Source organism: Aeromonas eucrenophila (genome assembly GCF_000819865.1).
GTDB classification, from domain to species: Bacteria; Pseudomonadota; Gammaproteobacteria; order Enterobacterales; family Aeromonadaceae; genus Aeromonas; species Aeromonas eucrenophila.
The window spans coordinates 106,083-131,655 of record NZ_CDDF01000001.1 but is presented as its reverse complement, the minus strand read 5'-3'; the positions used below and the strand labels follow the sequence as shown (position 1 = coordinate 131,655).

Below are 25,573 nucleotides of genomic sequence, written 5' to 3'. Positions count from 1 at the left end.
CCAGGACTTTTCACCACAAGCCTGCCGAGCAGTAGCAGCTTGTGTCTTCGCAGCATCGCATCGGCAGATGCCGTGCCATGCACACAAATAGTTGGTTGCGGGGGCCAGATTTGAACTGACGACCTTCGGGTTATGAGCCCGACGAGCTACCGAGCTGCTCCACCCCGCGTCCGAATTTTTTCGAGCTGGCCGAGCAGTAGCCAATTCGATTCTTCTTCATCAACCATCACGTGAACCGTGCTTTCGATGCTGACACTCAGATGGTTGCGGGGGCCGGATTTGAACCGACGACCTTCGGGTTATGAGCCCGACGAGCTACCGAGCTGCTCCACCCCGCGTCTGAGGTCGCCAATAATAGGCCCGAGAGTTAAAATTGCAAGTAAATATCCTAAAAAAGTTTATTTACCGATTTAAAGTGGTGCAGATTGTTTGTTTTTAAAACGCAAAGCATGTTTTTCAAACAAATCAATTGGATAGCAAGCCAGGAAATCTGCTTTTATGGATGGCCAAGCCCTTCTTATATCCCGCTGTATTCACCACTTGGCCGAATATCGCTCTGTGCCCCCTGCCCTTCTCATGCCAGCCAACATCAACGGGATCTCCCTCCCGCTGGGTGCGCTTGTCTCTATGCCGACCACGAGCCTATCGCCTATTGGGGCAAGAAATTGGTCTAAGTTACGGTATGGGGTAAGTGACTATCCAACCCCGATATCATGGAGAGACATCATGAAAAGAGCGTTAATGGGCATTTGCTTCCTCGTGAGCACGGCAGTCGTCGCCTCAGGAGGCGGGGGTGGTGGTGGCGGTGAGTCGCTGGCACCACAGAAAAATACGCAGCAGCAACTGCAACAGGCTGAGCAGCTGGTGAAGGCACAGCAATGGCCGCAGGCCGAAGCGATACTGCGCGATCTGCGGCGCGACGAGGCCAACTCGGCCGATGTGTGGAACTGGTCAGGTTATGTGGCACGCAAATCGGGCCGACTGTCCGAGGCTTTCCCCTACTACTATCAGGCCCTGAAAATTAACCCCAAGCATCTGGGGGCCCATGAATACCTGGGCGAGGCACATCTGCAAAACGGGGATCCGCAGAGGGCGAAGGATCAGTTACATATTTTGCAGGGGTTGTGTGGGCAATGTGAGGAGGCGCAGGATTTGGCGGCCGCCCTGAAAACGGCGGGAGTGGCGGTCAACTAAGGATCCACTCTGGATAATGCCCCCCTGCCTTCGAGCCGCAGCCAGCCCGTGCCTGGGTGACAGCGATATCTCCGTAAAAAAGCCCGCCCCGACAGTGTCGGGGCGGGCTTTTTCATCAAGCACGAGGGCTCAGACCAGCTGATGCAGCACGCTGGTCGCCGCCAGCTGGGCGATGATGAGGCCGCACAGGCTGGTCGACACCACCACGGGAGCCGTCTCCTGCCGGCGATAGAGGGGGCTGAACCAGAGCAGCAGGGAGGCGATCAGCAGGCCCGCCTGGGTCAGCACCCCGGGGATCAGGGCCTCGAGCCCCTCGCTGTTACCCTGCCAACCCACCAGCACCGCCAGCCACAGCAGACCCAGGATGGCGGCCACCAGCCCCGCCAGGGGCAGCAACAGATTGAACGCCTGCAGGCGGTGGCGGGCACGCAGCAGCATCAGGTGGGCGAAAGCCGCCCCCAACAACACCATCTGCAGCACGCCGCCGAGCCAGCCCTGGATCTGCAGCAGGCCCGCCCCATAGAGGGCGAGCGGCATGGCAGGCAGCCACAGCAGGCTGGCCGGGATGGCGCGCTTGCCCTCGAGGCGGGACTGGGCCAGCGACAGGGCGATCCCCAGGATCAGGGCGGCGCCGCCGCTCCAGACGAGCCAGCCACTCATGCCGGCCTCGATGGCCAGCATCAGGGAGAGCCCGGTGATCACCCAGATGGAGAACAGCTGACTGGTGATCCGCGAGCGCTGGCCCGGGCAGAGATCCCCGCGCCACAGCACCAGCCCCAGCGCGATCAGGGCGCCCAGGGCCATCAGACCGGTCAGGGGAAAGAGCCAAAAAGGAAGTTGGACGAACATAGGGTCTCCGACAGCAGACAGACAACGGGAGCTCAAGGGCGCCCGCCAATAAAAACAGAGGGGGGAGTATATCCAAACTCCCCCCCATCCCCAACGCTGACAAAGACGATCGCCGGATCTAGCTCTGTCCCCGTGCCAGGGCGACCACCCTGGCGAACATCTGCCGGATCACCGGCGGTATGTGCTCGCTGCCGAGTCGCTCCGCCTCCTCCACCACCGCCAGCGCCATACCGGGTTTGCTGCGATGATGGATGGCCTTGGAGATGATGCGCCCGGCATTGAGGGCCGAGCGCCCCCCTACCCCGGCCTCGCGCCGAAACACCGCCTCGAACCCGTTGTGATAGAGATAGTGCTCGATGTCGGCCGCCGGCAGCTGGGTGATCCTGTCCCGCTCCCGCTCGCCCTTGAGCAGGGAGCGGGCGGAGGTGGCGTACTTGATGCCGGCCTCATCGCCGTCGGTGAGCAGGTGCCACTCGATGCCAAAGTCGCGCGCCACCTTGATGAGCGGCGCCTGGCCGCACTGGGCGAATTCGATGATGCGCACCCCTTCCGCCCGCAGGCTGTAACCGCAGATCTGGGCCAGCTCCGAGAGCAACCAGATCTCGGTCTCCCCTTCCACCAGCAGCCAGCTGCGGGCGAACAGCGACATGGGCCTGTTGATGCGCACGTGGAAGGCAATCTTGCGCAGATCGTCGCTGCTGTAGCGCTCGCCGCCGAGCTGATGGCAGAGGATGTCCTGCTGGCGGCGCACCAGCCGGCGCACCTGATTGAGGGGCAAGGAGGAGAGCAGGTCCCCCGAGTTGGTGGTGAGCAACTTCTGCCCTGGCAACTGCTCGAGCAAACCCCAGGCCAGCGCCAGCATGGTCGGGTGCAGTCGGCTCTCGGGATCTTCCAGGATCATGATGGGCCTGGCCCCTTGCGCCAGCTCCCGGTTGCCACGGGCGTTGAGCAGCATGGCCGCCATGCCCGCCATCGCCAGTTGCAGGGCCCGGTTGTCCGCATTGCGCAGCAACATCTGCAGGTTGCCGGGGTTACGCAGTGTCATGGGTCTGTTGACGATCTCCCGCTGGCTGCGCGGCTTGTTCTTGATGGGCGCCAGGGCGCTGAAGTAGTGCTCCATCAGTTGGCGCACCGCCAGCAAGGCCTCCTTCAGCTCGGGCTCGCCGATGCGCTGGGGCTCATCCGTCAGCTTGCCGGACAGCTCCCCCAGCCGCTGGGTGGACAAGTCCCCCCAGGGCAGCGTTTCGACGCCGTCGCGATTGGTGCGGGCATCCCGCAGCCGGAACACCGGGTTCATGGTGATGAGCAGCCGCACCAGCTCGGCGTTGTTGTCGAGCTCCAGGCTCTTGCCGATGCCATCGAGAAAGTCATGGGTGGTCAGCACGCTCCCGTCATCTTGCAGCTCGGCGCTGGCACGGTAGTGGATGCGGTGAAACTTGTCCCGGTGCGGGGTCCAGGCCGCGCCGAGGCGCGCCAGCCGCTGGGAGTGCTGGCACATCTGGGGGCGGTATTCGCTGAAGGTGAGCACCAGCTGCAGGTTGCGTGAGGAGGCCAGCTCGGGATCTTCCGGTTGGTGGAAATCATCGCGGACGAATTGATAGGGCTCCGCATCCCCCAGCAGGCACCAGAGGGCGCGCAGCAGGCTGGATTTACCCCAGGCGTTTTCGCCGATGAGGACAGTGGTATGATCCAGCCCGAGGGAGAGTCGATTTATCCCGCGAAAACCTTTGACTTCAATACGTTCCAGAAACATGAGGCCATACCCAAGTCCATTCTGATGGCATCATAGTGGCAAAGTTGCCCGCAAAATCCTACCGGATCAGAGTGACTTTCAGCGGGAACTGTGAGGAACGAGGGGTTCGGGGACGGCGGGGACACAGAGACGAGTCTTGGGGCCATTCCAATGGCTGAACCAGAGATGACGGGTACGGACCTGACGCTTGCGATGATTCAATGGGCACTCCTTGGTGGATAGATGGCGGCTGTGCCGCCGTTACCCAAGCAGTGTGCGACTCATCCGTGACAATGGGATGACAGTTGGCTGCGCCACTGACCCGGGCTCAGGCCGAAGGCCTCCCGGAAGCGGTTGCCAAGGTGTGCCTGGGAGGAGAAGCCGCACTGGGCGGCGATGCTGGCCAGGGGATCGCGCCCCGCCAGCAGTTGCTTGGCCCGCTTGAGCCGCAGCCCCAGCAGGTAGCGATGGGGCGGGCAGCCGAGGCTCTGGCCGAACATGCGGGCGAAGTGGTATTCGCTTAAGCCCGCCTCCCGGGCCAGCTCGCTTAAGGTGACTGGCTCGGCCAGATGGGCCAGCAGGTACTCCTGCACCCGCCGGATCACCACCGGGGCCAGCCCGCCGCGCACCTCGGGCAGGCTGGGGGCCTCCCGAGTGTGGTGGCGATAGGCGTGCAACATCAGCATCCAGGCGCCGTGGGAGAGCGCCATGCGATCGACCCCGTGCTGCCAGTCCAGCTTCATCAGCTGGGCCTGCACCAGGGCCGCGGCCTGGGGATCCTCGATGAAGGTCTTGTCTTCCAGTACCAGGTGGCGCCCCTCCTTGTCACAGGCCTGCTCGGCGATGCGGCCGAGGTGATCGGGGCTGAAATAGAGGTGAAAGAAGCGAAACTCTTCTCGCACCAGCCACTCGGATCTGTGGTGATCCGGCATGATGCACACCTTGCCGGTGCCACCGTGGCCGCCGGGTCCGTCCAGCCGCTCGGTCTGCTCGCCCCCCTGCAGGTAGACGCTGACCGTGTGGTGACCGGGCTTGTGGTAGCGGGTCTGATCGTAACAGTTGCGCCAGCTGGCGACCCCGAGCCCGGGCTCCAGCCAGCAGGAATCCTCCAGCCGCGCCCCCGTGCTGACCAGTGCATCGAATACTCCCGCCTGTCTCATCTGCTGCAACCTGCCTCTGCCTCGCCCTTCATCCTGCCCCATCTTACCCGTCCCTCGGGCCCGCCGCAGCGGCCATACCAAAAAAACCGCAAGATGCTGTAAGCCAGCACGTCCCGGGCGGCCCATGCTGATCCCTATCTTGTTCTCCTTTTCTCACCGGATCCCTTATGAACCTGTTGCTGTATATTTCCACCGTCCTTATCTGGGGCAGCACCTGGATTGCCATCGCCTGGCAGCTCGGCCCCATTCCCATCGAGGTCTCGGTACTCTACCGCTTCGCCCTGGCCGCCCTGGCGCTGTTTGCCCTGCTCACCCTCAGCGGCAAGTTCCCGCGCCTGCCATGGGCGGGTCAGCGTTACGCGGCCCTGCTCGGCGGCCTGCTGTTCTCTACCAACTTTCTCTGCTTCTATCACGCCACCCTCTATATCCCGAGCGGCCTGTCGGCGGTGATCTTCGCCAGTGCCAGCATCTTCAACGGCCTCAATCTCTGGCTGTTCGAAGGCAAGAAGCCGGGGCTGCGCTGGTTGCAGGGCTCTGTGCTGGGGCTCGTCGGCACACTCTTGCTGTTCTGGCCGGTACTGGCGGATGCGCAACTGGGTGCAAACGCCTGGAAGGGTCTGTTGTTCTCCTGCGCGGGCACGCTCTGCTTCTCCCTCGGCAATCTGGTGTCGGCCCGTGGCCAGCGCCAGGGTTATCAGGTGTTGCAGATGGTGCCCTGGGGCATGGTGTACGGGGTGGTGCTGTTGCTGGGCTGGGTCACAGTGCTCGGCCAATCCCTGGTTTTGCCGACCGAGCCCCGCTACCTCGCGGCCATGGTCTATCTGGCCATCTTCGGCTCCGTCATCGCCTTCACCGCCTACCTCACCCTGGTGGGGCGCATCGGCGCCAGCAAGGCCGCCTACGCCACAGTGCTGTTCCCCCTGGTGGCGCTCAGCCTCTCCACCCTGTATGAGGGCTTCGTCTGGCAGACGGTCTCAGTGGTGGGCGTGGTGATCAGCCTCATCGGCAACCTGGTGATCTTCGCCCCGCCCCTGAAGAGCTGGCGCTGGCCCTCTGCCAAGGCGGCAAACGGCACTTGCCCCTGAGCGCGGCAGCCCCTAAGGTAACGCCTTCCAACGAGGATGACGGGAGGCGATATGTTACTGGAAGGGCTGGAGACACTCAGCTTGCTGGCGAGCGAGGGCACCATGGCCAAGGTGGCCAGCCGCCTCTACATCAGCCAGTCGGCGGTGAGCAAGCGCATCAATCAGCTCGAGCTGCGCCTCGGCAAGAAGCTGGTCGAGCCGGATGGCCGCCAGATCAGGCTCACCCCCCAAGCCCTGGAGCTGCTCGCCCGAGTGGCGCCAAGCCTGGCGGAGATGAAGGGGGTGCTGGCGGACAGCCAGACCCTCATCGACCAGACTCCCCTGCCCGTCGCCTGCTCCGAGACCCTGCTCGCGGGCTACCTCGCCCGCTTTATGCACGGCTATCTTGAGCAGGATCCCCACATTGCGCTGTCCACCCACCACACCCCGGTGATCCTGGCCCGGGTGCGCGGCGGCGATGCCCTGCTCGGCATCTGCGCCGGTCGGCTGCCCCCCGGCCACGGCCTGTGCGCCGAGCTGTTGCTGGAGGAACCCTTCTATCTGGTGGGAGAGGAAGTGGCCGATCAGCAGCAAGGGGCAAGCTCAGATCAGGGGCGCAGCATCCTGACCATGGATCTGGACAATCCCTCCAACCGCTACCTGCGCGAACCCCTGGCGGCGCTGGGACTGGTGCCCGGCATGGAGCTCGACTCCTATCTGGCGCTGATTGAGCTGGCCAAGGCGGGCATAGGCCCGGTGCTGCTGCCGGCCGGCCTGTTGTCTCTGGTAGGCGAGCAAGGTCAACAGGCACGCCCCTTGTCGGGGCTGGGCCGCCCGCTGCACCTGGTCTACCGCCAGAGCAGCCTGCAGCGGGAGCGCATCGCCCGGCTGGTCGAGGGGATCAGGGCGCACTTCGCCCAGCTAAAGGGGCTCGATAAACAGAGATAGAAACAAAAAGGCCGCGATAACGCGGCCTTCCTGTTTTCAAGCTAGGTAGCAAGGTGGGTGTCGCCTAGCTTATCCAAGCGAACAGTTCGGGGTACTGGCTCCACACCAGCTTTGCCGACATCAACAATGAGACGGTCACCAGCAGCGGCTTGATGAGCTTCACCCCCTTCTTCAGCACCAGCTTGGAGCCGGCGCGGGCACCGATAAACTGGCCCAGCGCCATGCAAAATCCCACGCTCCATACCACCTTGCCGCCGAGGGCGAAGAACAGCAAAGAGGCGATGTTGGAGGTGAAGTTCAGCAGCTTGGTATGGGCCGTGGCCCGCGCCATGCCAAAACCTGCCAGTGCCACGAAGCCGATGGCGAAGAAAGACCCCGTGCCCGGTCCGAAGAAACCGTCGTAGAAGCCGACGCCCCCCCCCACCAGCAGTGCGAACAGCATGGGAGTGAGGCGGCGCTGGCTCTCGGCATCGCTCACCCGAGGGGAGAAGTAGAAGTAGCAGGCAAAGGCGACCAACAGGAAGGGCAGCAGCCGCTCCAGGATGGCGGCATCTATGGTCTGCACCGCCAGGGTGCCCAGCGCCGCGCCGATGAAGGTGCAGATCACCGCGGGCCAGATGATGTTCCACTCCAGCAGCCCCTTGCGAGCATAGAACCAGGTGGCGGAGAAGGAGCCGAAACTGCTCTGCAGTTTGTTGGTGCCGAGCACCAGGGCCGGCGGCATGCCGGTGGCCAGCAGGGCCGGCACCGTCAGGAGGCCGCCGCCCCCGGCGATGGCGTCGATAAAGCCGGCGATGAGCGCCACCCCGAACAGGGCGACCAGGGTGTACAGTTCCAATTCCATCCATAGACCTCGTGTGATTGTGGTGCCCGCCGCACCCGCGCCGGGAACCTGAATGAGTCAAGCTGGTCGCTATCCTAGCGGGCTCGCGCTCATGAGGCTAACGAAACGATGGCAGCCAATCGATTCCTGATTTTCATCAGTCTGCCATAGGGGCTCAGGCCGCGTCGGATCCTGGCAGAGCTGGGGTAGCCTGCGAGGCGCCCTCCCCCTTGATCCCCTCAAGGGCCTGCAACAGCGGCGTCTCGTCCTCACCGGGCGCCCGACTCACTCTGCCTGCCATATAGCGACTGCTGAAGAGGTTGAACCAGAGCTGCAGCGCCTGGCCGGCCTCGATCTCACCGGCCACCTCCAGCACGCAGGCCGCCACCTCGGCGGTGCACAGGTGCTCGTCGCAGTTCGCCACCCGCATGCCGTAGGTGGAGAGCGCATCCGGCCGCACCGACAGCACCGGGAAGCCATCCAGATAAGGGCTCATGTTGAACATCTTGCGCGCCTCGGGCCAGGTGCCGTCCAGCAGGATGAAGAGCGGCTTCTTGCCCTCGGCCAGCACCACTTGCTCGGTCAGCCGGGTCGGCTCCTTCTCGCAGGCGGGGAATACCACATAGGGCTGCCAGGCCGGATCCGCCAGCAGGGCCAGCAACTCGGGGTGGGGCTGGGTGCGCTTCCAGAGGAAGGCCCAGGTTGTCTCGGGCAGTACATCGGCGATGAGGCGGCCGGTGTTGGAGGGCTTCATCGGCTCGCTGTCGTACATCAAGAGGCAGAAACCCGCCTCGGCCTTGAGCTCGGGCCGCCACTCACAGGCACACCAGGCATGGCGCAGTTGGCAAGCCTCACAGCGCGGCACGGCGCCGCCACGGGCGAGAAAGGGGCGGGTCGAGATGCTCTTGCGCCAGAGGCGCAGGCGATTGACGGCGTGGTCGGGGATTGGCTTCATGGGGCGGCTCGGCGGTGCATTGGCACGACAAAAGGGGCCAGATTGTAGCGAGCGGCTCCCCGGGCCGCAAGGGCGTGACCAGCCTGCGGGCGGCAGCCATGGCGCTGCGCTCTATACTTGGTCGTCACCCATGATCCCACCCACGGGAATCTGATGGGACACAGGAGGAGAAGATGGCTGATCAAGACATGGCCCGGGAGCACGCCCTGGCCGAAGGCTCGACTTTTACCTGGCACGAGCTCTATGTGCCCGATGGCGAGGCTGGCGCTCGCTTCTATACCGAGGTGCTCGGCTGGCAGGTGCAGCAGACGGCGCTGGAGGGGTTTGACTATCCCATGCTGGTCGCCAACGGCCGGCCGGTGGCGGGCGTCATGTCCACCAGGGGCAATCCCCAGATGGTGGGCGTGCCGCCCCACTGGGCAACCTACATAGCGGTGGATGACGTGGACGCCAGGCTCGCCAAGGTCACCCAGCACGGGGGTTCAGTGGTGGTGCCCCCCATGGACATACCCACCGTCGGGCGCATGGCGCTGATTGCAGACCCCCAGGGCGCTCATATCTGGCTCTTTACCTCGGCCCCCATGTGAGCCGATGTGCATCCCATATGACAGAGGGGCCAGCAGGCCCCTCTTCGTTTATGCATGCCGCGCTCAGGCGGGCTTGCGCAGGGCCTGCTCGAGGAAATGCGCGAAGCTGTGGCCGTGGTGCTCCAGCAGTTTCGGGAACATGGAGATGGAGGTCATGCCCGGGAAGGTGTTGATCTCGTTGAGCAGGATCTCCCCTTCCTCGGTCAGGAAGAAGTCGATGCGCGACAGGTGGGTCAGTTTGAGCTGACGGAATGCCTTGAGGGCATAGGCCTGGATGGCATCGGACTGCGCCTGGGTCAGCCCTTCCGCCCGCAGGGCGGTCTCGGTGTGGCTGGCGCTGCTGTACTTCTCTTCGTAGGTGTAGAACTTATCGGTCGGTACGCAGATCTCTCCCGGATAGGTCGCCACCAGCTCGTCACCGTATTGGTAGACAGCCACTTCCAGCTCGCGGGGTTTGACCGCCTTCTCGATCAGCACCTGCTCGGAGTAACCGAAGGCATCCTTGATGCCCTGCAGCAGCTCGGCCTCGTTGCTGGCGGAGTAGCAGCCCACGGAGGAGCCTTGCGAGGCCGCCTTGATAAACACCTTGCCCCACTTGGCCAGGGCGGCTTTTGCCTCGGCGATGCCTGCCTCGTCCTGCTCGGTCAGGAACAGATAGGGGGTATTGGGGATGCCAAGGGCGGAGAACCACAGCTTGGTGCTGATCTTGTTGAAGCAGATCTTGCTCGCCTCGGCGTCGCAACCGAGGTACGGCAGGCCCGCCAGCTCGAGGAAGGATTGCAGATCGCCGGTCTCACCCGGGTAGCCGTGGATGCAGGGCACTACGTAGTCCACCGGCCGCGCCACGCTGTCGAAGGAGAGCAGCTTGTCCAGCCCGAGCTTGCACTCGCGGCCATCGGCACTGAGCCAGCGATCGGCAAACATCTCGACCCGGGTCACTTCGACATTGGGCAGGAGGGCGAGCTGTTGTTCGAGGAAATTGGCACTTCGCAGAGAGACTTCGTGTTCGGCGCCACCGCCGCCGCACAGCAGCAAAACATGCATGTTCTTCATTAGATGTGATCCCTTGGGAGAAGCGGCTTCGCCATGATCTGTGATGATCCACCGCACGAAAAAACCGGACGAAGCCAGAAACGAACATAAGTGCGGCCAGTGTACAAGGGCGATAACGCCTTGTCAGCTGATGGCGCCCCTCTTTCCCCTCATGGGGCCAGAAAGGCGCGGAGGATGGTCACGGCTGTGTCAGAAAAGGTCTCGTTCCTCTCATCAGCCAGCGTCAGCGAGGGGGATCGACCCGCCCCGCGGCATTGCCATTGACCCGAAACCAGCCGGCGATGCTGTAGCGCTCGAGGCTCGCGGGCAGCACCTCGTGGGGAAACTCCTCGGACCAGAACAGCACCAGCCGCCCGCCCTTGGGGGAGACGTCCATCAGAAACTGCTCGTCGTTGTCGTAGACCCGCAGCAGGCCGCCGGCCTCAGGCGCCCAGCCGTTGTTGAGATAGAACACCGAGGTGAGGCGGCGGTTGGAGCGACCGGCGAAGGCGTCTCTGTGGGTGGCGTAGAAATCCCCCTCGCGATAGCGGGCGAAATGGGCCTCGTAGTCGAACAGCCCCAGCATCAGGTTGCGGTTCGCCGCCAGCCGCAGGGCTTCCATCCGAGCCAGATAGGCCGCTACTGGCGCCCCCAAATCGGGCTCCAGCCAGTGGATCTGATCACGGCGGATCTCCGGGTTGCCCTGATGCAGCCCCTCTCGCCCGATCCCGGCCGGTTGCCAGTCACTGGGCAGGCAGCCCTTGAGGGCATCCACCTCCTCGGCGGTTAAAAAGTCATCCACAATCACCCATCCTCGGGTGTAAATGGCATCCATGACGGCTTGATAGTCCAAGATTGGGCTCACAACGAGTGGAGAGAGTGCGCTTTGTAGCGGCTTCCAGACCTCGGCACAAACCGGATTGCTTCTCTTAAGAAGTCCCGCCATCAATACGGAGCGGGGCAGAGAGCCAGGAGAGCCGCATTTCCCCCTTGCCCCGCCGCCTCGGGCCCGTTAACGTGCAGATTCAGTGCCCTGAATGGGCCCAAGACATTCACCCCAACCTTATTAGTCCCCCAGCCATCAGGAGCCGGCCATGCCCATTCCCTCCCTCTCCCTGCAACGCCTCGATGGCAGCGACTTTCCCGTGACCGAGCTGCAAGACAAGGTCGTGCTGGTCGTCAACGTGGCCAGCCGCTGCGGCTTCACCCCCCAATACACCGGGCTGGAAGCCTTGAACCGCCAATTAGGCCCCCAGGGGCTGGTGATCCTGGGCTTCCCCTGCGATCAGTTCGGCCACCAGGAGCCGGGCGATGCCGAGGAGATAGCCCGCTTCTGCTCGCTGGATTACCCGGTGAGCTTCCCCATCCTGACCAAGTGCGAGGTCAACGGCGAGCAGGCTCACCCCTTCTATCGCTGGCTCAAGCAACAAAAACCCGGCCTGCTCGGCAGCGAAGCCATCAAGTGGAACTTCACCAAGTTCCTCATCAACCGGGACGGCGAGGTGGTGGACAGGTTCGCCCCCCAGACCAAGCCAGAGGAGCTGACAGACAAGATAAGTGCCCTGCTCCAGGCGCCCAATCATCCGGCATAGACGCGCTCTGTTTACGTTCATCCGGGCCCTCCCTCGCAAGGGGCCCCATGCCGGATGCCCTCCCCAGCCACGGGAGGGCCGGGATACTCCCGCGCCCACAGTGTCCATGCCCCACAGGACTACTGCGCAGTGGCCGCAGTTCTGCTATATTACGCGCCCATAATCTTTTCCATGTCGTGCGGCCACCTGAGCGCCGCCCCTGTTGAGCCCAAGGCTCGGAGTTTCTCTCGAACATGTCATTCAATGAACTGGGTCTGTCACCGCACATACTGCGGGCCGTCAAGGGGCTGGGTTACGAACAGCCCACCCCCATCCAGCAGCAAGCCATCCCGGCCATTCTGGCGGGACAGGACGTGCTGGGCGGCGCCCAGACAGGCACAGGCAAGACGGCCGGTTTCACCCTGCCCATGCTGCATCGCCTGCTGGCCAATCACGGCCGTGGCGGTCGTCGTCAGGTCCGCGCCCTGGTGCTGACCCCGACCCGCGAGCTGGCCGCCCAGGTGGGCGAGAGCATCATCAAATACGCCCACCATCTGCCGTTTCGCACCCTGATCGCCTACGGCGGCGTCAGCATCAAACCGAACCTGGACGCCATCAAGCTCGGGGTCGACATCCTGGTCGCCACCCCGGGCCGGCTGCTGGATCTGCTGACCCAGCGCGCCCTCACCCTGAGCGCGCTGGAAGTGCTGGTGCTGGATGAAGCGGATCGCATGCTCGACATGGGCTTCATCACCGACATTCGCCGCATCATGAAGGCATTGCCGGAGGAGCGGCAGACCCTGCTGTTCTCCGCCACCTTCTCCGATGACATCAAGGCGTTGGCGGACGATCTGCTAAAAAATCCGACCCTCATTGAGGTGAGCCCGAGCAACAGCACCGCCGAACAGGTCAACCAGCGCATCATCAAGGTGGATCGCGAGCGCAAGCGCGAGCTGCTCTCCCACATGATCGGTCGCAACAACTGGCAACGAGTGCTGGTGTTCGTGCGCACCAAGCAGATCGCCGACCGTCTCGCCGAGCAGATGGTGAAGGATGGTCTGGATACCGTCGCCATCCACGGTGACAAGACCCAGGGTGCCCGCAACCGGGCGCTGGCGGACTTCCGTGAAGGCAAGGTGCGGGTGCTGGTCGCCACCGACATCGCCGCCCGCGGCCTCGACATCGACAACCTGCCTCACGTGATCAACTTCGAGCTGCCCCAGGTGGCCGAGGATTACATCCACCGCATCGGTCGCACCGGCCGTGCCGGTCGTGGCGGCGAGGCCATCTCCCTGGTGAGCCTGGATGAGCAGGAGCAGCTAGAGGCCATAGAGACGCTGATCGGCCTGAGCATCCCGAGCGAAATCCTGGAAGGCTACGAGCCGAGCGGCAAGCTGACTCGCCAGACCCTGCCGGGCAACAAGCCGCTGCAGAATCCGTCGCGGGATCGCGGCCATGCCAACGCCAAGCACAACAACAAGGCAGCCAAGGGCAAACCGGGCGCCAAAGACAACGCCAGAGGTGGCAAGCCCAAGGGGGATGCTCCCAAGAAGCCAGCCCCGGCCCGCAAGCGCGAGATCGTGGGGGAAGACATCGGCTTCACCCCCATGCGCCGCCTGCCCAAGACCCAGCGCGACGACTATCAGGACAACTCCAACGAGGAGTAATACTGCCCCGTCCGCACAATAAAAAAACCGCCCAAGGGCGGTTTTTTTATTGGCAGAAGCCACGCAGAGCCTGCTCAGAGGGGATAGACCTTCTCGAAGTACTCCAGCACCAGTTCGGATTGCTCGCAGAAGGACACCCCGACGTCTGCCGCGAAGGCAGTGAAAAACGCCACATGGGCATCACGCCACCACCCAAGACTGCCATCACCCTCCCCCTCGGCAGCAGCAAAGGCTGCATCCACCGCCTCGAATGGACAGATTGACACCTCGGTCAGCCGCACGATGCAAATCGGCTGCTGGGCCCAGTTCAGCACCAGACAGAGTCGACCCACCCGGGGCAGCGGCTCGTTGGCCTGCTCATATCCCGCCAGCAGGCTGCAGGAGGCGCGCTTGATGCCTGCCGCGATCAGCCGGGCACATTCGTTGGCGTTGGCCTCGTCGGCGCAAAAATGCTCCGCCACCCTCTGGGGGATGGCGCTACGATCTGCCGCACTCAGGGTCGACAGATAGGCATCCATAAAGGCCTGTTGGTGCGGGGTCATGGCTGCTCCTCTCTTTGTTCACGCTGCCACATGTTGTTGAGGCTAGCGCTCCTCGCGGGGCGCCAGCGCCATATGCAGCAGCGGATAGGGCCTGCCCTGACCATCCAGAGCCGAGCGCCCCACCACCACAAATCCCAGCCGCCGGTAAAACCCGAACGCCCCTTCGTTCTGCTCATTCACATCCACCCGGCTCACGTTTTGCCGCGCGATGGCATGCTCCACCAGCTGGCGGCCAACCCCTTGCCCCATCGCGGTGGGGGCCACGAACAACATCTCGAGATTGCCATCGGCCACCCCGCAGAAACCGACGATCTCGCCATCCTCCCCCTTCGCACAGTTCAACGTCACGGCATCGAAATAGTGCTCCAGGATCAGGGGCCTCAGGGCCGCTATATCATCTTCTTGCAGGAAGTGGTGGCTGGCCCGCACCGAGGCCTCCCAGAGAGCGATAAGGATCTGGTAACTGCCTCTTTCTACCGGTTCAATCTGCATATGTACCTCTGATCCATGGGGGAGTAACCCGGGGGTTACTGCCACCCACCACGCTTTTCACTGCGGCGCCTTGATAACAAAGCCCCGCTCTATGCCAGCCTTGAAACCCAGCCCCTCGTAGAGACGATGGGCGGCTTCCCGCCCCTCCCCGGAGAGCAGCATCACCTTGTAGCAATCCAGTTCCCAGGCGAGCGCCAGAGTGTGCTCGAGCAGCCGGTGGCTGAACCCCTGGCGGCGAAATGCGGCGCCTGTGATCACGTGCTCTATGATGCCAAAGGGCCTGCCGCCGTTGGTCAGGGTCGGGATCACCCCGAGCTGGCAGCTGGATGCCAGCTGGCCATCCACCAGGGCCACCAGAATGCGGGTATGGGGCTCGGCAAGCAGGGCCGCCAGCCCCTCACGAGCCGCTTGCTCACTGAGCACGGGATCTTGGGGTCTGAGCTCCCCATAGAGGGCGAGCAGCCCGGCCAAGTCTTGCAACTCACACTCCCTGATCACCACTGTCGTCATCTTGCTGATCTCCCTTGGTATCGATATCAGGCGGGTCTTGGGGCAAACATGATAATGGCCATGCCGACAAGGGCCACCCCGGCCCCCACCAGATCCCACAGCGTGGGTCTGATGCCATCCACGGCCCAGAGCCAGAGGATGGCCACGAAGATATAGACGCCGCCATAGGCGGCATAGACACGGCCCGCGGCGGTCGGATGCAGGGAGAGCAGCCAGGCAAACAGGGCCAGGCTCAGGGCCGCCGGCAGCAGCAGCCAGACGCTCTTGCCCTGGGTCAGCCAGAGGTAAGGCAGGTAACAGCCCACAATCTCGGCGACGGCGGTCACCAAAAACAGGGCCAGGGTCTTGAGTTCAACCATGAGTACGCGGGATCCTTGCAGGCAGAATGAGCTTCTTTCGGTAAATCATACTGTTATATCCAAGCGCTGCAATCGGCTTTGCAGGGACACCCCGATGAGCCCGCGAGCGGCGGCGGAGGGAGCTTGGCGGTGAAATGTAACGGAATACGAATAGAGAGACGGCGTGGAGCCGGTGAGAGATGGAAAGGTGAAACAAGGCCCACCGGGTGGCGGGCCTTTTGATGGCATCAGCGGGTCTTGACCGCCTGCAGCAGAGCGGAGACGTCCGGGCCGAAGCGGCGGGCACGAATGGCGTCCTGAATATCCTGCTCGCCGTAGCGGCTGGCGGGGTAAACCAGCACGCAGGCGGTGTCGCCCGGCTGGAGGAAGTGGGTCTCGCCAAACGGCGTATAGCGGGTGGCGCCTATGCTGATGAGGGCATGGCTCGGGCGGCCCGCCTGGGCCAGCAGCCCCTGAATGTGCTCTGCCGGGCCTTCATCCTGCTGATGGTTGAACTTGTCGATGGCCCAATCGAGCAACTGCTGATGGAAGTAGCTGTAATCCACCGCCGCACTGTCGACGCCGTAGGGGTGCAGCTCACCATCGCGCTCCAGATAACAGGCGATGCGATAGTCATCGAGCTCGCAGCCTTCGCCGAAGTGGGAGAGCGGCAGGAGGTTGGCCGCCAGCCCCTTGCTCTCCTCGCCCCAGTTCTTCTTCTCGCTGATCTTGCGGGCATTGGGACGGCGGATGGAGCAGTCGTTGTAGGCACCAAACGCTTTGGGATTAATGGCGACCACCTGCTCCCCCGCGTACTCCAGCTCGCACCAGAGCGCGACTTCCGGTTCAATCTGTACCTTCTCATCGCCGCTCACCGCCGCCTCCGGCAGGAAGATGGCGTCGCCGCTCAAGGGGAAGACGCCGAGCTGGCCCGGGTGGGAAGGTACATAGAAGGGGAACAGCGCCTTGGGGGCCACCTTGTCCACCACCTTGACGGCGACGAAGTCCGCCGCCTCGCCCGCCTGCTCCAGGTGGCCGGCAAAGTTGCCCGCCACACCCAATCCGATAAAGTTGCTCAATTGCGTGATCTGCATCTATGGCTCCACTCGCGTCGGCCTGTTCACCGCCGCTGTCGTTGTTCATGGGCGGCACCCTACCGCCAAAGAGGGGCTTATTAGAGCACAGCCCCAGAGCGGCGCCCAGCCACCCTGCCGCGGGCTGTGCGCCAGCCCGAATTTTCACGAACCAGGTGCGCATAAAGGCGGCGATCAGCATCAGGCTGTGATCCAGGCGCTTGGGCGAGGCTCGCGCTTTTGCTAGTCTGCCCTATTCATTTGCCGTCTTGTCGTCGAGCACATTGCCATGAGCACACATTTTCAGGGTCGTTTCGAGGTGGAGTTCAAGTATCGCCTCACCGATCGCACCGCCTTCCTTGCCACTCTAGGGCGCCTCAACCCCGAGGTGATGCTGGAGGACAATCATGAGCGGGACTGCTACTTCGACACCCCCGAGCGCACCCTGGCACGCCTGGACAAGAGCCTGCTGATCCGCATCATGCAGCCCTCCGGCATCCGGCTGTGGATAGTCAAGGGACCGGGGCCGGATCGCTGCGAGGCGGTCAATATCAGCGACACGGACAAGGCCATCAGCATGCTGCACAGCCTGGGCTACCAGCAGGTGCTGACCATCGACAAACGGCGCAGCATCTACTTCCTCGGCCCCTTTCACCTGACGTTGGATCACCTGGCCGGGATCGGGGATTTTGCCGAGCTGGCCATCATGACCGACGACGAGTCGGCCCTGCCCGCTTATCGCCAGCAGTTGCTGACGCTGGCAACCGAGCTCGATCTCCACCACGAACAACGGGAGACCCGCTCCTATCGCACCCTGTGCGAGCAGCAGGGTTCACTTAAATGACAGGAGTTTGCATGATAGACAAACTGGCATGGCTCAGTTTCCAGGATAAAAAGCTGCTGTGCGCGCGTTCCCACGGCAAGGAAATCTACTACATCCCCGGCGGCAAGCGTGAGCCCGGGGAGAGCGACGAGATGGCCCTGATCCGGGAGATCGACGAGGAGCTGGCGGTCAGCCTGAGTCCGGACACCCTGCGCTTCGCCTGCGAGTTTAGTGCCCAGGCCGATGGCAAGCCGGACGGCGTGCTGGTCAAACTGCGCTGTTACACCGGCGAGGCGGATGGCGCCCCCACCGCCTCGGCGGAAATAGCCGAGCTGCGCTGGCTCGACAGCCGCCATCTGGACGAGATCTCCCCCGTCTCCCGCCTGCTGTTTAAATGGCTCGCCGAACAGGGGTTGATCCGCTAGGCAAAGGCCATGGACAAGATCTCACCTGTGCCTCTCGCCTGCAGTTTCACTGGCTCGCCGAGCAGAAGCTGATCCGTTAAGCAAAGGTCATGGACGAGATCTCTCCTGTACCTCTCGCCTGTTGTTTCACTGGCTGGTCGAGCAGGGGCTGATCCGCCAGGTGCTGGTACGCTGGATCAGGGATCTCCGCTCCCTCCTGCAGTTCTACTGGCTGGTGAAGCGGACGTTAATCCGTTAACATCTGATTTTATTGTAAAAAATTCATAAACAATGAGGAGTGTCGATGGAGATCCTTGAGGTCGATAGCACCAGAGGCATCAAGCCTGCGTTGATCAGCCTGCTGCAAGACAGCGTGGCCAACGGTGCCTCCGTGGGCTTCTTGCCTCCCCTGCAGGAAGAGCAGGGGCTGGAGTACTGGCAAGGCATAGAAGCCGAGCTGGCCGACGGGGTGCGCAGACTCTGGGTGGCCTTCGATCAGCATCACCTGGTCGGCGCCCTGCAATTGTCGCTCTGCACCAAGGCCAACGGCGGTCACAGGGCCGAGGTGGAAAAACTCATGGTACACAGCCAGGCTCGCGGCAAGGGAGTGGGCCGCGCCCTGATGGAGGCCATGGAGCAAGGGGCCCGCGACGCCCATCGCACCCTGCTGGTGCTGGACTCCCGGGTGGGCGATGTGGCCTCCAGCCTCTATCGCCAGCTCGGTTATCAGGAGGCGGGCCAGATCCCGGCTTTCGCCAAAAGCGCGGACGGCACTCTGGCGGCGACCCAGTTCTTCTACAAGCAGCTGTGAGTCAGGCGTCATCGACGCCCCCAATAAACAAGGCCAGCCGCGAGGCTGGCCTTGTTTATTGCGCCATAGCTTGTTGAAATGACGCTTCTTTTGACTCAGGCAAGGAGCCATCATGATATTGGAAGTCGCCCCGCTGAAAATCATCCCGGGCCAGAGCGCCGCCTTCGAGCAGGCCTTTGCCCAGGCGCAGCACATCATCAGCGCCATGCCGGGCTACGCCGGCCACCAGTTGCAGCGCTCATTGACCGATCCCCACCGCTACCTGCTGCTGGTCAACTGGCAGCGGCTCGAGGATCACACCCAGGGCTTTCGGGGCTCCCCCCAATACCAGCAGTGGAAGGCGCTGCTGCACCACTTCTACGATCCCTTCCCCACGGTCGAGCATTTTCAGGCGGTCGCCTTGGGGGAAGCTGCGCAGGAGAGGTAAAAATTGATCAGCCCGCCATGTGGCGGGCTGATCCTCCTCCTCAGGCCAGTCGCTCGGCCCTGTGCTCAATCTGCGGCTCGGCGAACGCCGATTGTGCATCGATGAGCTGCAGCTCGTAGGCATCCGCCTGCCAGGTGCGCAGCAGCACGGCATCCACCGCCGCATTGGTGCGCTCGAAGGCGGCCACCGCCTCGAAGCCCGCCTGCAGGTTCGCCAGCATCAAGGCGCTGATGAGATCCCCCACCCCCACCGGTTGGCGGGCAAACTCGTAGAGCGGGCGGGCGATCAGGTAATCCCCCTCGTTGGTGGCCAGCAACATCTCGAAACGCCCGGCCTGGCTCGCGGCGCGGCCAAGGTGCTTGACCAGCACCATCTTCACCCCCCTGGCCAGCAGCCGATGAGCGGCGGCGCGAGTCTGGGCAAGATCCGCCAGCTGGGTATCGCACAGGGTCTCCAGCTCCAGCAGGTTCGGCGCCATGATGTCCGCCACCGGCAGAGCCTGCTCGGTCAGGAAGCGGGTCACGCCGGGGGCGACGATGCAACCCTTCTCCGGGTGGCCCATCACGGGATCGCAGAAATAGATGGCCGCCGGATTGGCCGCCTTCACGGCCGCCACCACCGCCAGGATCTCGTCCCCCTGCTCGGCCGAGCCGAGATAGCCGCTCAGCACCGCATCGCACTGCCCCAGCACCTCGATATCCCCCAGACCTTTGCACAGCGCCTGGATGTGGCCCGCCGGCATCGCCATCCCCTGCCAGCCAGCCGCGTACTGGGTGTGGTTCGAGAACTGCACCGTGTTGATGGGCCAGACTTCCATGCCGAGACGGCGCATGGGAAACACGGCGGCGCTGTTACCGGCACAACCAAACACCACGTGGGACTGGATAGAGAGAATGCGTTTCATCGAAACCACCACAGAAGAAGGATGAGGAAAGCAGGCAATATATCGGATGAAGAGACGGCTCTTCCAGTGATTCCCGGCGCGACGCACCATTTGTACTTTAAAATCATCCGCCAGCGGCATATTGGCCGCCTTGCTCCACCCCGGTGTCTGCCTTGCCGGGTGTTTTCGGGGCACGGGTCCTCGGCAGTCTGATTTGGTGGTTTGACATTCTTGCTTGATGGCATATGAGAGCGATATTTCAACGCCCTCATTTGAACGCCAGCGATGGCAAGATTCAGGTTATTTCAGAAGCATGGAGAGAAGAGAGCCGGCAGTGTTGGCTGCCGGCAAGGTACAGAAGGTATCGATAAGCGCTCTAGGCTAGGCCTTCACTCCCGGGCGAAGTGGTAGACCCAGCCCTCGTCCAGAGGGAAATCGGCGGGTGCCGAGACCAGGGGTGGCAACGAGGTAACAGCCCCCTTGGCGGCATATTGCAGCGCCATCAGGGCGCAGAGGGCGGCGTCGTAGCGATCCGTCCCCGGCACGAGATCGGATGGCAGCTGATCTGCTATCTCCCCTCTCGCCATCGAGGCCTTGCCAGCCACCTTGGCCAGGGCCGGATAGACCTCCAGCACGGCGCGATCGGCCTCTAGCGTCCGGCTTGGCACCAGTTGCAAGTCCGCGAGGCGCGGCAGCATGGAGAGCGCCAGGGTGGCGTTGTTGCCAAGCCTGTCGAAGGTGGCCGACAGCGGCTTCTTGCCGTACTGCTGATGCAACCAGCGCTCGCAGTCCCTATAGGCGTAAGGATTGTCTATTTCCCGCTGGGGCACGGCGCAGGGTGCTCCCCTCCCCGCCAGCAGCTCGGCGAACGCCCGTGGAAAGGCGAGCGGCGCATCGATTCCCAATGCCAATTGCGGACAAGCCAGCACCTGCATCAACCCTATCTCGTCTTGCAGCGCCGGGCGTAGCAAGGCGTCCAGATCCGGGGCAACCCGGGAGCTCAACCTGAACAGGGGCGAAACCCCCAGCCAGCACAATCGCTGCTCACGGGCCTGCCAGCCCACCACGGCCACCGCCTGGGCGTTGCCTTGCCAGCCTCTCACATCCCAACCGATGCCGATGGCATCCATATGACCAGTCGTCATCTCACATCACTTCTCTGCACCATTGATGCAGCACAGGGTAATGCCTGTCCTCGCCAATGCAAGGCCGGGATCCCGCCTTAGAAGGATTTCTTGAAGTTGATGAGGGGCAAGATGGGGAAGATACCGTTCTCGGCGTAGTTCGCGAGGCCAATCTGCAAGCCATCGAGGTGTTTGGTGGCGTTGATGAAGCCGAGTTGGAAAGTGGTGCGCTCGGCATAGTTGATGAAGCCCAGGTTGGCCAGGGCGTTGCCCTTGGCGATGTTGACCGCCCCCCAGTTCAGGCCCTGCACGTTGTTGGTCAGGTTGACGAAGCCGAGGTTGACCCCGGTATCCTGCCCTTCGTGCCAGTTGACGGCGTTGATGGCGACCCCGCCAAACTGATGGCGCACCCGGGCGGCGCCGAAGAAGATGCCCAGCTGCAAGCCGGTGAACTGATCCACGTCGGAGAGCGCGAACACCGGCAAGTCGATACCCTTGACCTGACCGGTCCGGCCATACAGGAAGGAGGCGCGCGCCCCTTCGACCTGATGGGATGCCGGCAGATTGACACCGGGCAGCGAGATCTGGATCGGCGTGCTGGCATGGGCGGTGCCAGCCAGGGCCAGCGTGCCGCAACCAAGCAGCAGGGCAAGGGATTTCATCGAGGTATTCCTTAACAGTCTGAACGTCTTGCCAGACTATCAGTGCCGAGCCGGTGGCACGAGGCCCGGCCGGTCGCCCTGCGTCACCTCCCGTCTGAATCCATTCCCGACCGCTACCGCTGTCATCAAATTTCAAACACAAATTAACACTTATGTCATTTACATCAATCCACGTTTGGTTGCAGAATGGTTAAACGCGTGTTTGAACAGAGCAAACAATGCGTGACCATGGATGACAAGTTGTACCCATCAAAGAGAGCCCACTGGCTCATAACAATACTGTTCTGCCGAAATGGAGACGCATGATGAATATGGATATCCTCAAGAGCTTTACCGAGCAGATGCAAGGTTTCACCTCCCCGCTCACCCGCTACAACCAACTGCTGGCCAGCAACATCGAGCAGCTGACCCGGTTGCAACTGGCCTCCGCCAGCGCCTATGCCGAGCTGGGATTGAACCAGCTGCAGGCCGTGGGCAAGGTGCAGGATGCCCAGAGCCTGGCCGCCCTCGGCACAGTGCAACTGGAAACCGCCAGCCAGTTCTCCCGCCAGATGCTGGATGATATCCAGAAACTCAATGCCCTGGGTCTGCAGTTCAAGGAAGAACTGGATGTCCTGACCGCGGATGGCATCAAAAAGAGCACGGGCAAGGCCTGATAACCCCTGGCTGCCCACTCGGGCAGCCACATCTCCCCACGACTCCATGCGACGGGCTTGTTCCCGCCACGGGCGTGGGTGAAGGAGAGAACATGAGCCAATCATCTTACGGCCCGCTGTTCGAGGCCCTGGCCCACTATAACGACAAGCTGATGGGCATGGCCAAGGCCCAGACCGAGCGCACCGCACAGGCGTTGCTGCAGACCAATCTGGACGATCTGGGCCAGGTGCTGGAGCAGAGCAGCCAGCAGCCCTGGCAGCTGATCCAGGCGCAGATGGGATGGTGGCAGGATCAGCTCAAGCTGATGCAGCACACCCTGCTCAAGAGCGCAGGCCAGGAGAGCGCCCCCGTGATCAGCCCGGAGCGCGGCGATCGCCGTTTCAAGGCCGAAGCCTGGAGCGAGCAACCTATTTTTGACTACCTCAAACAATCCTATCTGCTGACCGCCAAGCACCTGCTGGCCTCGGTGGACGCGCTGGAAGGGGTGCCCGAGAAGAGCCGGGATCGACTGCGGTTCTTCACCCGCCAGTACATCAATGCCATGGCCCCCAGCAACTTCCTGGCCACCAACCCCGAGCTGCTCAAGCTGACCCTGGAGTCCGACGGCCAGAACCTGGTACGCGGGCTGGCCCTGTTGGCCGAGGATCTGGAGCGCAGCGCCGATCAGCTCAACATCCGGCTGACCGACGAGTCCGCCTTCGAGCTGGGACGGGATCTGGCGACCACCCCGGGGCGGGTGGTGCAACGCACCGAGATCTACGAGCTGATCCAGTACAGCCCGACCACGGAGACTGTGGGCAAGACGCCGGTGCTGATCGTGCCCCCCTTCATCAACAAGTACTACATCATGGACATGCGGCCCCAGAATTCCCTGGTGGCCTGGCTGGTCGCCCAGGGCCAGACGGTGTTCATGATCTCCTGGCGCAACCCGGGGGTGGCCCAGGCCCAAGTCGATCTCGACGACTACGTGGTGGATGGGGTCATCGCCGCCCTGGACGCCGTGGAAGCGGCCACCGGCGAGCGGGAGGTGCACGGCATCGGCTATTGCATCGGCGGCACCGCCCTCTCCTTGGCCATGGGTTGGCTGGCGGCCCGCCGTCAGAAGCAGCGGGTGCGCACCGCCACCCTGTTCACCACATTGCTGGACTTCTCCCAGCCCGGCGAACTCGGCATCTTCATCCACGAGCCCATCATAGCGGCGCTCGAGGCCCAAAATGAGGCCAAGGGCATCATGGACGGGCGCCAACTGGCCGTCTCCTTCAGCCTGCTGCGGGAAAATAGCCTCTACTGGAACTACTACATCGACAGCTACCTCAAGGGCCAGAGCCCGGTGGCCTTCGATCTGCTGCACTGGAACAGCGACAGCACCAACGTGGCGGGCAAGACCCACAACAGCCTGCTGCGCCGTCTCTACCTGGAGAACCAGCTGGTCAAGGGAGAGCTCAAGATCCGCCAGACCCGCATCGATCTGTCCAAGGTGAAGACCCCGGTGCTGCTGGTGTCGGCCATCGACGATCACATCGCGCTCTGGCAAGGCACCTGGCAAGGCATGAAGCTGTTCGGCGGCGAGCAACGCTTCATCCTGGCCGAGTCCGGTCACATCGCCGGCATCATCAACCCGCCAGCCGCCAACAAGTACGGCTTCTGGCAGAGCGGTGCCGAGGCCGAGACCCCGCGGGACTGGCTCGATGGGGCGACCCACCAGGCCGGCTCCTGGTGGCCCGAGATGATGAGCTTTATCAGCAGTCGGGATGAGCAGGCTGACCCCGTTCCCGCCCGCGAGCCGTCCGAGGGGCTGGAGACAGCCCCCGGCAGCTACGTCAAGGCGCGGCTCAACCCCATCTTCAGCGGCACCACCTGCGGCACTACAGAGGAGGTAACGGCATGAGCACCCTCGCCATCGGCCAGAAGGCCAGCCTGACCAAGCGCTTCGGCGCAGCGGAAGTGAATGCCTTCGCCGGCTTGTCGGAGGATTTCAATCCCCTGCACCTGGATCCGGCCTTCGCCGCCAGCACTGTGTTCGAGCGCCCCATCGTCCACGGCATGCTGCTCGCCAGCCTGTTTTCCGGGCTGTTGGGCCAGAAATTGCCTGGCGAAGGCAGCGTCTATCTCGGCCAGAGCCTCAGCTTCAAACAGCCTGTGTTCGTCGGTGACGAGGTGACGGCGGAGGTGGAGATCATCGCCCTGCGCGATGACAAACCCATCGCCACCCTGGCCACCCGCATCCTCACCCAGAGCGGCGCCATCGCCGTGACGGGGGAAGCCGTGGTGAAATTCGGCTAAGAGCAAGCAGTGCCCACCTCAGGATCATGCGGCCCGGCTCTGCCGGGCTGCATTTTTTATGGTCGCCTGCCCCACTTTTTCTGGTCCAATCCGGCCCTGACCCTTTCCCTGCCGACCCTAACTGCCTAGAATAACCGCCCTGCCGTGCCCGGCATTCATTAGCGAGGATTTTTCATGGAGACGTTTCTGCTCGAAGGCCATCCCTTCGTTGCCCTGTGCGACCTTATCAAGCATCAGGGTTGGGCCGACTGTGGTGGCGCTGCCAAGGCGCTGGTCGGCGATGGCCTGGTCGAAGTGAACGGTCAGGTAGAGACCCGCAAGCGCTGCAAGATAGTGGCCGGCCAGGTGGTCAACTTCAACGGCATGAAGGTGGTGGTCAAAGAAGGGATCACACCGGAGATCGAGTGAGTCTCCACGCCATAGGAGGTGGTATGAGCCCGGCCATGGGCCGAGCCCGCTTCGGGTATTGAGTCTCTGGCTCAGCTGGCCTTGATAGACAGGGTCAGCACGAAGCGCGCCATCGCCTCGTCACCGTTCAGGGATGGGCAGGTGGCCACCACCTGGATGGGGCGATTGATCCGTTGCCCCGTCGCCAGCGACTCGTCGATCATGGCATCGATCGCCTCCCCGGCCTCGCACTCGAAGCGCACGTCCGCCTCGGGTCGCTTCAAAAATTCCCCCTGCACATCCTTGAAGGCGAAATGCACCTTTTTGCGCCGCGTCCGTCCCTTCTCCATCACCAGCAGCCCCCCCACCAGATCGGCACCGGTCGCCAGGGCGCCAAAATACATGCTGCCCAGGTGGTTGCGGGTGCGCCAGCCCAACGGAATGCGGATGCGCAGCGCCTTGGCGTCCATCCGCTCGATGACGGGGGCGCAGAAGCCGATGACGGGAATGTAGCGCCAGGCGAAAAGGCGCAGGGCAAGGTTGGCTTTGAAGCGTTGCAAATCCATATGCGAACT

At 63.0% G+C, this 25,573-nt stretch carries 30 protein-coding genes and 2 tRNA genes; 14 read left to right on the top strand and 18 right to left on the bottom strand.

Going from position 1 to position 25,573, the window contains the following annotated elements:
* Positions 1-92: 92 nt before the first annotated feature.
* Both BN1124_RS00510 and BN1124_RS00505 read right to left on the bottom strand, forming a co-directional pair.
* A tRNA-Met gene (locus BN1124_RS00510) sits at positions 93-169 on the bottom strand.
* A gap of 92 nt (positions 170-261) precedes the next feature.
* Positions 262-338, bottom strand: a tRNA-Met gene (locus BN1124_RS00505).
* A gap of 388 nt (positions 339-726) precedes the next feature.
* On the opposite strand from BN1124_RS00505, the gene BN1124_RS00500 reads away from it, so the two are divergent.
* Positions 727-1,194, top strand: a complete 468-nt coding sequence (locus tag BN1124_RS00500; protein ID WP_048822914.1) for a tetratricopeptide repeat protein — start codon at positions 727-729, stop codon at positions 1,192-1,194.
* A gap of 129 nt (positions 1,195-1,323) precedes the next feature.
* Here the strand turns inward: BN1124_RS00500 and BN1124_RS00495 are convergent, their stop codons facing one another.
* The 3 genes from BN1124_RS00495 to BN1124_RS00485 form a co-directional block, all read right to left on the bottom strand.
* Positions 1,324-2,043 (bottom strand): hypothetical protein, encoded by a 720-nt coding sequence (locus tag BN1124_RS00495; protein ID WP_042638112.1) that lies wholly within the window; start codon positions 2,041-2,043, stop codon positions 1,324-1,326.
* A gap of 118 nt (positions 2,044-2,161) precedes the next feature.
* Complete coding sequence (locus tag BN1124_RS00490; protein ID WP_042638110.1) at positions 2,162-3,796, bottom strand: DUF2813 domain-containing protein; 1,635 nt, start codon at positions 3,794-3,796, stop codon at positions 2,162-2,164.
* 260 nt (positions 3,797-4,056) lie between these two features.
* Positions 4,057-4,935: a helix-turn-helix domain-containing protein gene (locus BN1124_RS00485; protein WP_378052079.1), complete on the bottom strand. Its 879-nt coding sequence runs from the start codon at positions 4,933-4,935 to the stop codon at positions 4,057-4,059.
* Between the two features lie 167 nt (positions 4,936-5,102).
* Here BN1124_RS00485 and BN1124_RS00480 point away from each other — a divergent pair, with 167 nt between their 5' ends.
* Positions 5,103-6,020, top strand: coding sequence for a DMT family transporter (locus BN1124_RS00480; protein ID WP_042638106.1), 918 nt, complete (start codon positions 5,103-5,105; stop codon positions 6,018-6,020).
* Positions 6,021-6,071: 51 nt separating this feature from the next.
* Positions 6,072-6,947: a LysR family transcriptional regulator gene (locus BN1124_RS00475; protein WP_042638104.1), complete on the top strand. Its 876-nt coding sequence runs from the start codon at positions 6,072-6,074 to the stop codon at positions 6,945-6,947.
* A gap of 64 nt (positions 6,948-7,011) precedes the next feature.
* Here the strand turns inward: BN1124_RS00475 and BN1124_RS00470 are convergent, their stop codons facing one another.
* The gene (locus BN1124_RS00470) at positions 7,012-7,791 is read right to left on the bottom strand and encodes a TSUP family transporter (protein ID WP_042638102.1); all 780 of its coding nucleotides are present in this window, start codon (positions 7,789-7,791) and stop codon (positions 7,012-7,014) included.
* Positions 7,792-7,945: 154 nt separating this feature from the next.
* On the bottom strand, positions 7,946-8,725 hold the full coding sequence (locus BN1124_RS00465; RefSeq protein WP_042638100.1) for a tRNA-uridine aminocarboxypropyltransferase: 780 nt from the start codon (positions 8,723-8,725) through the stop codon (positions 7,946-7,948).
* 173 nt (positions 8,726-8,898) lie between these two features.
* On the opposite strand from BN1124_RS00465, the gene BN1124_RS00460 reads away from it, so the two are divergent.
* A complete protein-coding gene (locus BN1124_RS00460) occupies positions 8,899-9,312 on the top strand; it encodes a VOC family protein (RefSeq protein WP_042638098.1) in 414 nt (137 codons plus the stop codon).
* A 63-nt stretch (positions 9,313-9,375) separates the two neighbouring features.
* Here BN1124_RS00460 and BN1124_RS00455 read toward each other — a convergent pair whose 3' ends face one another.
* Both BN1124_RS00455 and BN1124_RS00450 read right to left on the bottom strand, forming a co-directional pair.
* The gene (locus tag BN1124_RS00455) at positions 9,376-10,365 is read right to left on the bottom strand and encodes a D-alanine--D-alanine ligase (protein WP_042638096.1); all 990 of its coding nucleotides are present in this window, start codon (positions 10,363-10,365) and stop codon (positions 9,376-9,378) included.
* Between the two features lie 223 nt (positions 10,366-10,588).
* Positions 10,589-11,197 (bottom strand): 2OG-Fe(II) oxygenase, encoded by a 609-nt coding sequence (locus BN1124_RS00450; RefSeq protein ID WP_042638094.1) that lies wholly within the window; start codon positions 11,195-11,197, stop codon positions 10,589-10,591.
* A gap of 241 nt (positions 11,198-11,438) precedes the next feature.
* Between BN1124_RS00450 and BN1124_RS00445 the strand changes: the two genes are divergently transcribed.
* Both BN1124_RS00445 and BN1124_RS00440 read left to right on the top strand, forming a co-directional pair.
* Positions 11,439-11,936 carry a glutathione peroxidase gene (locus BN1124_RS00445; RefSeq protein WP_042638092.1) on the top strand — a complete coding sequence of 166 codons (498 nt, stop codon included), beginning with the start codon at positions 11,439-11,441 and terminating at the stop codon, positions 11,934-11,936.
* A 233-nt stretch (positions 11,937-12,169) separates the two neighbouring features.
* Complete coding sequence (locus tag BN1124_RS00440; protein WP_042638090.1) at positions 12,170-13,582, top strand: DEAD/DEAH box helicase; 1,413 nt, start codon at positions 12,170-12,172, stop codon at positions 13,580-13,582.
* A gap of 74 nt (positions 13,583-13,656) precedes the next feature.
* Here the strand turns inward: BN1124_RS00440 and BN1124_RS00435 are convergent, their stop codons facing one another.
* From BN1124_RS00435 to BN1124_RS00415, 5 genes are all read right to left on the bottom strand, one after another.
* Positions 13,657-14,124: an ASCH domain-containing protein gene (locus tag BN1124_RS00435; protein ID WP_042638089.1), complete on the bottom strand. Its 468-nt coding sequence runs from the start codon at positions 14,122-14,124 to the stop codon at positions 13,657-13,659.
* 42 nt (positions 14,125-14,166) lie between these two features.
* Positions 14,167-14,616 carry a GNAT family N-acetyltransferase gene (locus BN1124_RS00430; protein WP_042638087.1) on the bottom strand — a complete coding sequence of 150 codons (450 nt, stop codon included), beginning with the start codon at positions 14,614-14,616 and terminating at the stop codon, positions 14,167-14,169.
* Between the two features lie 57 nt (positions 14,617-14,673).
* Entirely contained in the window at positions 14,674-15,126 is a 453-nt protein-coding gene (locus BN1124_RS00425; RefSeq protein WP_042638086.1) for a GNAT family N-acetyltransferase, read from the bottom strand.
* Positions 15,127-15,152: 26 nt separating this feature from the next.
* On the bottom strand, positions 15,153-15,485 hold the full coding sequence (locus BN1124_RS00420) for a YnfA family protein (RefSeq protein ID WP_033131281.1): 333 nt from the start codon (positions 15,483-15,485) through the stop codon (positions 15,153-15,155).
* A 227-nt stretch (positions 15,486-15,712) separates the two neighbouring features.
* Positions 15,713-16,558 (bottom strand): DUF5718 family protein, encoded by an 846-nt coding sequence (locus BN1124_RS00415; RefSeq protein ID WP_042638082.1) that lies wholly within the window; start codon positions 16,556-16,558, stop codon positions 15,713-15,715.
* A gap of 268 nt (positions 16,559-16,826) precedes the next feature.
* Here BN1124_RS00415 and cyaB point away from each other — a divergent pair, with 268 nt between their 5' ends.
* The 4 genes from cyaB to BN1124_RS00395 all read left to right on the top strand — a co-directional run bounded on the left by cyaB (position 16,827) and on the right by BN1124_RS00395 (position 19,002).
* Positions 16,827-17,381: a class IV adenylate cyclase gene (gene cyaB, locus BN1124_RS00410; RefSeq protein WP_042638080.1), complete on the top strand. Its 555-nt coding sequence runs from the start codon at positions 16,827-16,829 to the stop codon at positions 17,379-17,381.
* Positions 17,382-17,392: 11 nt separating this feature from the next.
* The gene (locus BN1124_RS00405) at positions 17,393-17,785 is read left to right on the top strand and encodes an NUDIX hydrolase (RefSeq protein WP_042638078.1); all 393 of its coding nucleotides are present in this window, start codon (positions 17,393-17,395) and stop codon (positions 17,783-17,785) included.
* 283 nt (positions 17,786-18,068) lie between these two features.
* Positions 18,069-18,575 carry a GNAT family N-acetyltransferase gene (locus BN1124_RS00400; RefSeq protein ID WP_042638076.1) on the top strand — a complete coding sequence of 169 codons (507 nt, stop codon included), beginning with the start codon at positions 18,069-18,071 and terminating at the stop codon, positions 18,573-18,575.
* A gap of 112 nt (positions 18,576-18,687) precedes the next feature.
* Complete coding sequence (locus BN1124_RS00395) at positions 18,688-19,002, top strand: antibiotic biosynthesis monooxygenase family protein (RefSeq protein ID WP_042638074.1); 315 nt, start codon at positions 18,688-18,690, stop codon at positions 19,000-19,002.
* Between the two features lie 40 nt (positions 19,003-19,042).
* On the opposite strand, the gene pdxY is transcribed toward BN1124_RS00395, so the two are convergent.
* The 3 genes from pdxY to BN1124_RS00380 form a co-directional block, all read right to left on the bottom strand.
* Positions 19,043-19,906: a pyridoxal kinase PdxY gene (gene pdxY, locus BN1124_RS00390; protein WP_042638072.1), complete on the bottom strand. Its 864-nt coding sequence runs from the start codon at positions 19,904-19,906 to the stop codon at positions 19,043-19,045.
* Positions 19,907-20,274: 368 nt separating this feature from the next.
* Positions 20,275-21,030, bottom strand: coding sequence for a DUF429 domain-containing protein (locus BN1124_RS00385; protein ID WP_042638070.1), 756 nt, complete (start codon positions 21,028-21,030; stop codon positions 20,275-20,277).
* A gap of 77 nt (positions 21,031-21,107) precedes the next feature.
* Positions 21,108-21,671 (bottom strand): VC2662 family protein, encoded by a 564-nt coding sequence (locus tag BN1124_RS00380; RefSeq protein ID WP_042638069.1) that lies wholly within the window; start codon positions 21,669-21,671, stop codon positions 21,108-21,110.
* Positions 21,672-21,976: 305 nt separating this feature from the next.
* Here BN1124_RS00380 and BN1124_RS00375 point away from each other — a divergent pair, with 305 nt between their 5' ends.
* The 4 genes from BN1124_RS00375 (at position 21,977) to ybcJ (ending at position 25,019) form a co-directional block, all read left to right on the top strand.
* On the top strand, positions 21,977-22,327 hold the full coding sequence (locus BN1124_RS00375; RefSeq protein WP_042638067.1) for a phasin family protein: 351 nt from the start codon (positions 21,977-21,979) through the stop codon (positions 22,325-22,327).
* 92 nt (positions 22,328-22,419) lie between these two features.
* Positions 22,420-24,216: a class I poly(R)-hydroxyalkanoic acid synthase gene (locus BN1124_RS00370; protein ID WP_042638065.1), complete on the top strand. Its 1,797-nt coding sequence runs from the start codon at positions 22,420-22,422 to the stop codon at positions 24,214-24,216.
* Positions 24,213-24,611: a MaoC family dehydratase gene (locus tag BN1124_RS00365; protein ID WP_042638062.1), complete on the top strand. Its 399-nt coding sequence runs from the start codon at positions 24,213-24,215 to the stop codon at positions 24,609-24,611. The genes BN1124_RS00370 and BN1124_RS00365 overlap by 4 nt, the downstream gene beginning before the upstream one ends.
* Before the next feature lie 174 nt (positions 24,612-24,785).
* Complete coding sequence (gene ybcJ / locus BN1124_RS00360) at positions 24,786-25,019, top strand: ribosome-associated protein YbcJ (RefSeq protein WP_042638060.1); 234 nt, start codon at positions 24,786-24,788, stop codon at positions 25,017-25,019.
* Between the two features lie 71 nt (positions 25,020-25,090).
* Here the strand turns inward: ybcJ and BN1124_RS00355 are convergent, their stop codons facing one another.
* A complete protein-coding gene (locus BN1124_RS00355; protein ID WP_042638058.1) occupies positions 25,091-25,564 on the bottom strand; it encodes a DUF4442 domain-containing protein in 474 nt (157 codons plus the stop codon).
* Between the last annotated feature and the right edge of the window lie 9 nt (positions 25,565-25,573).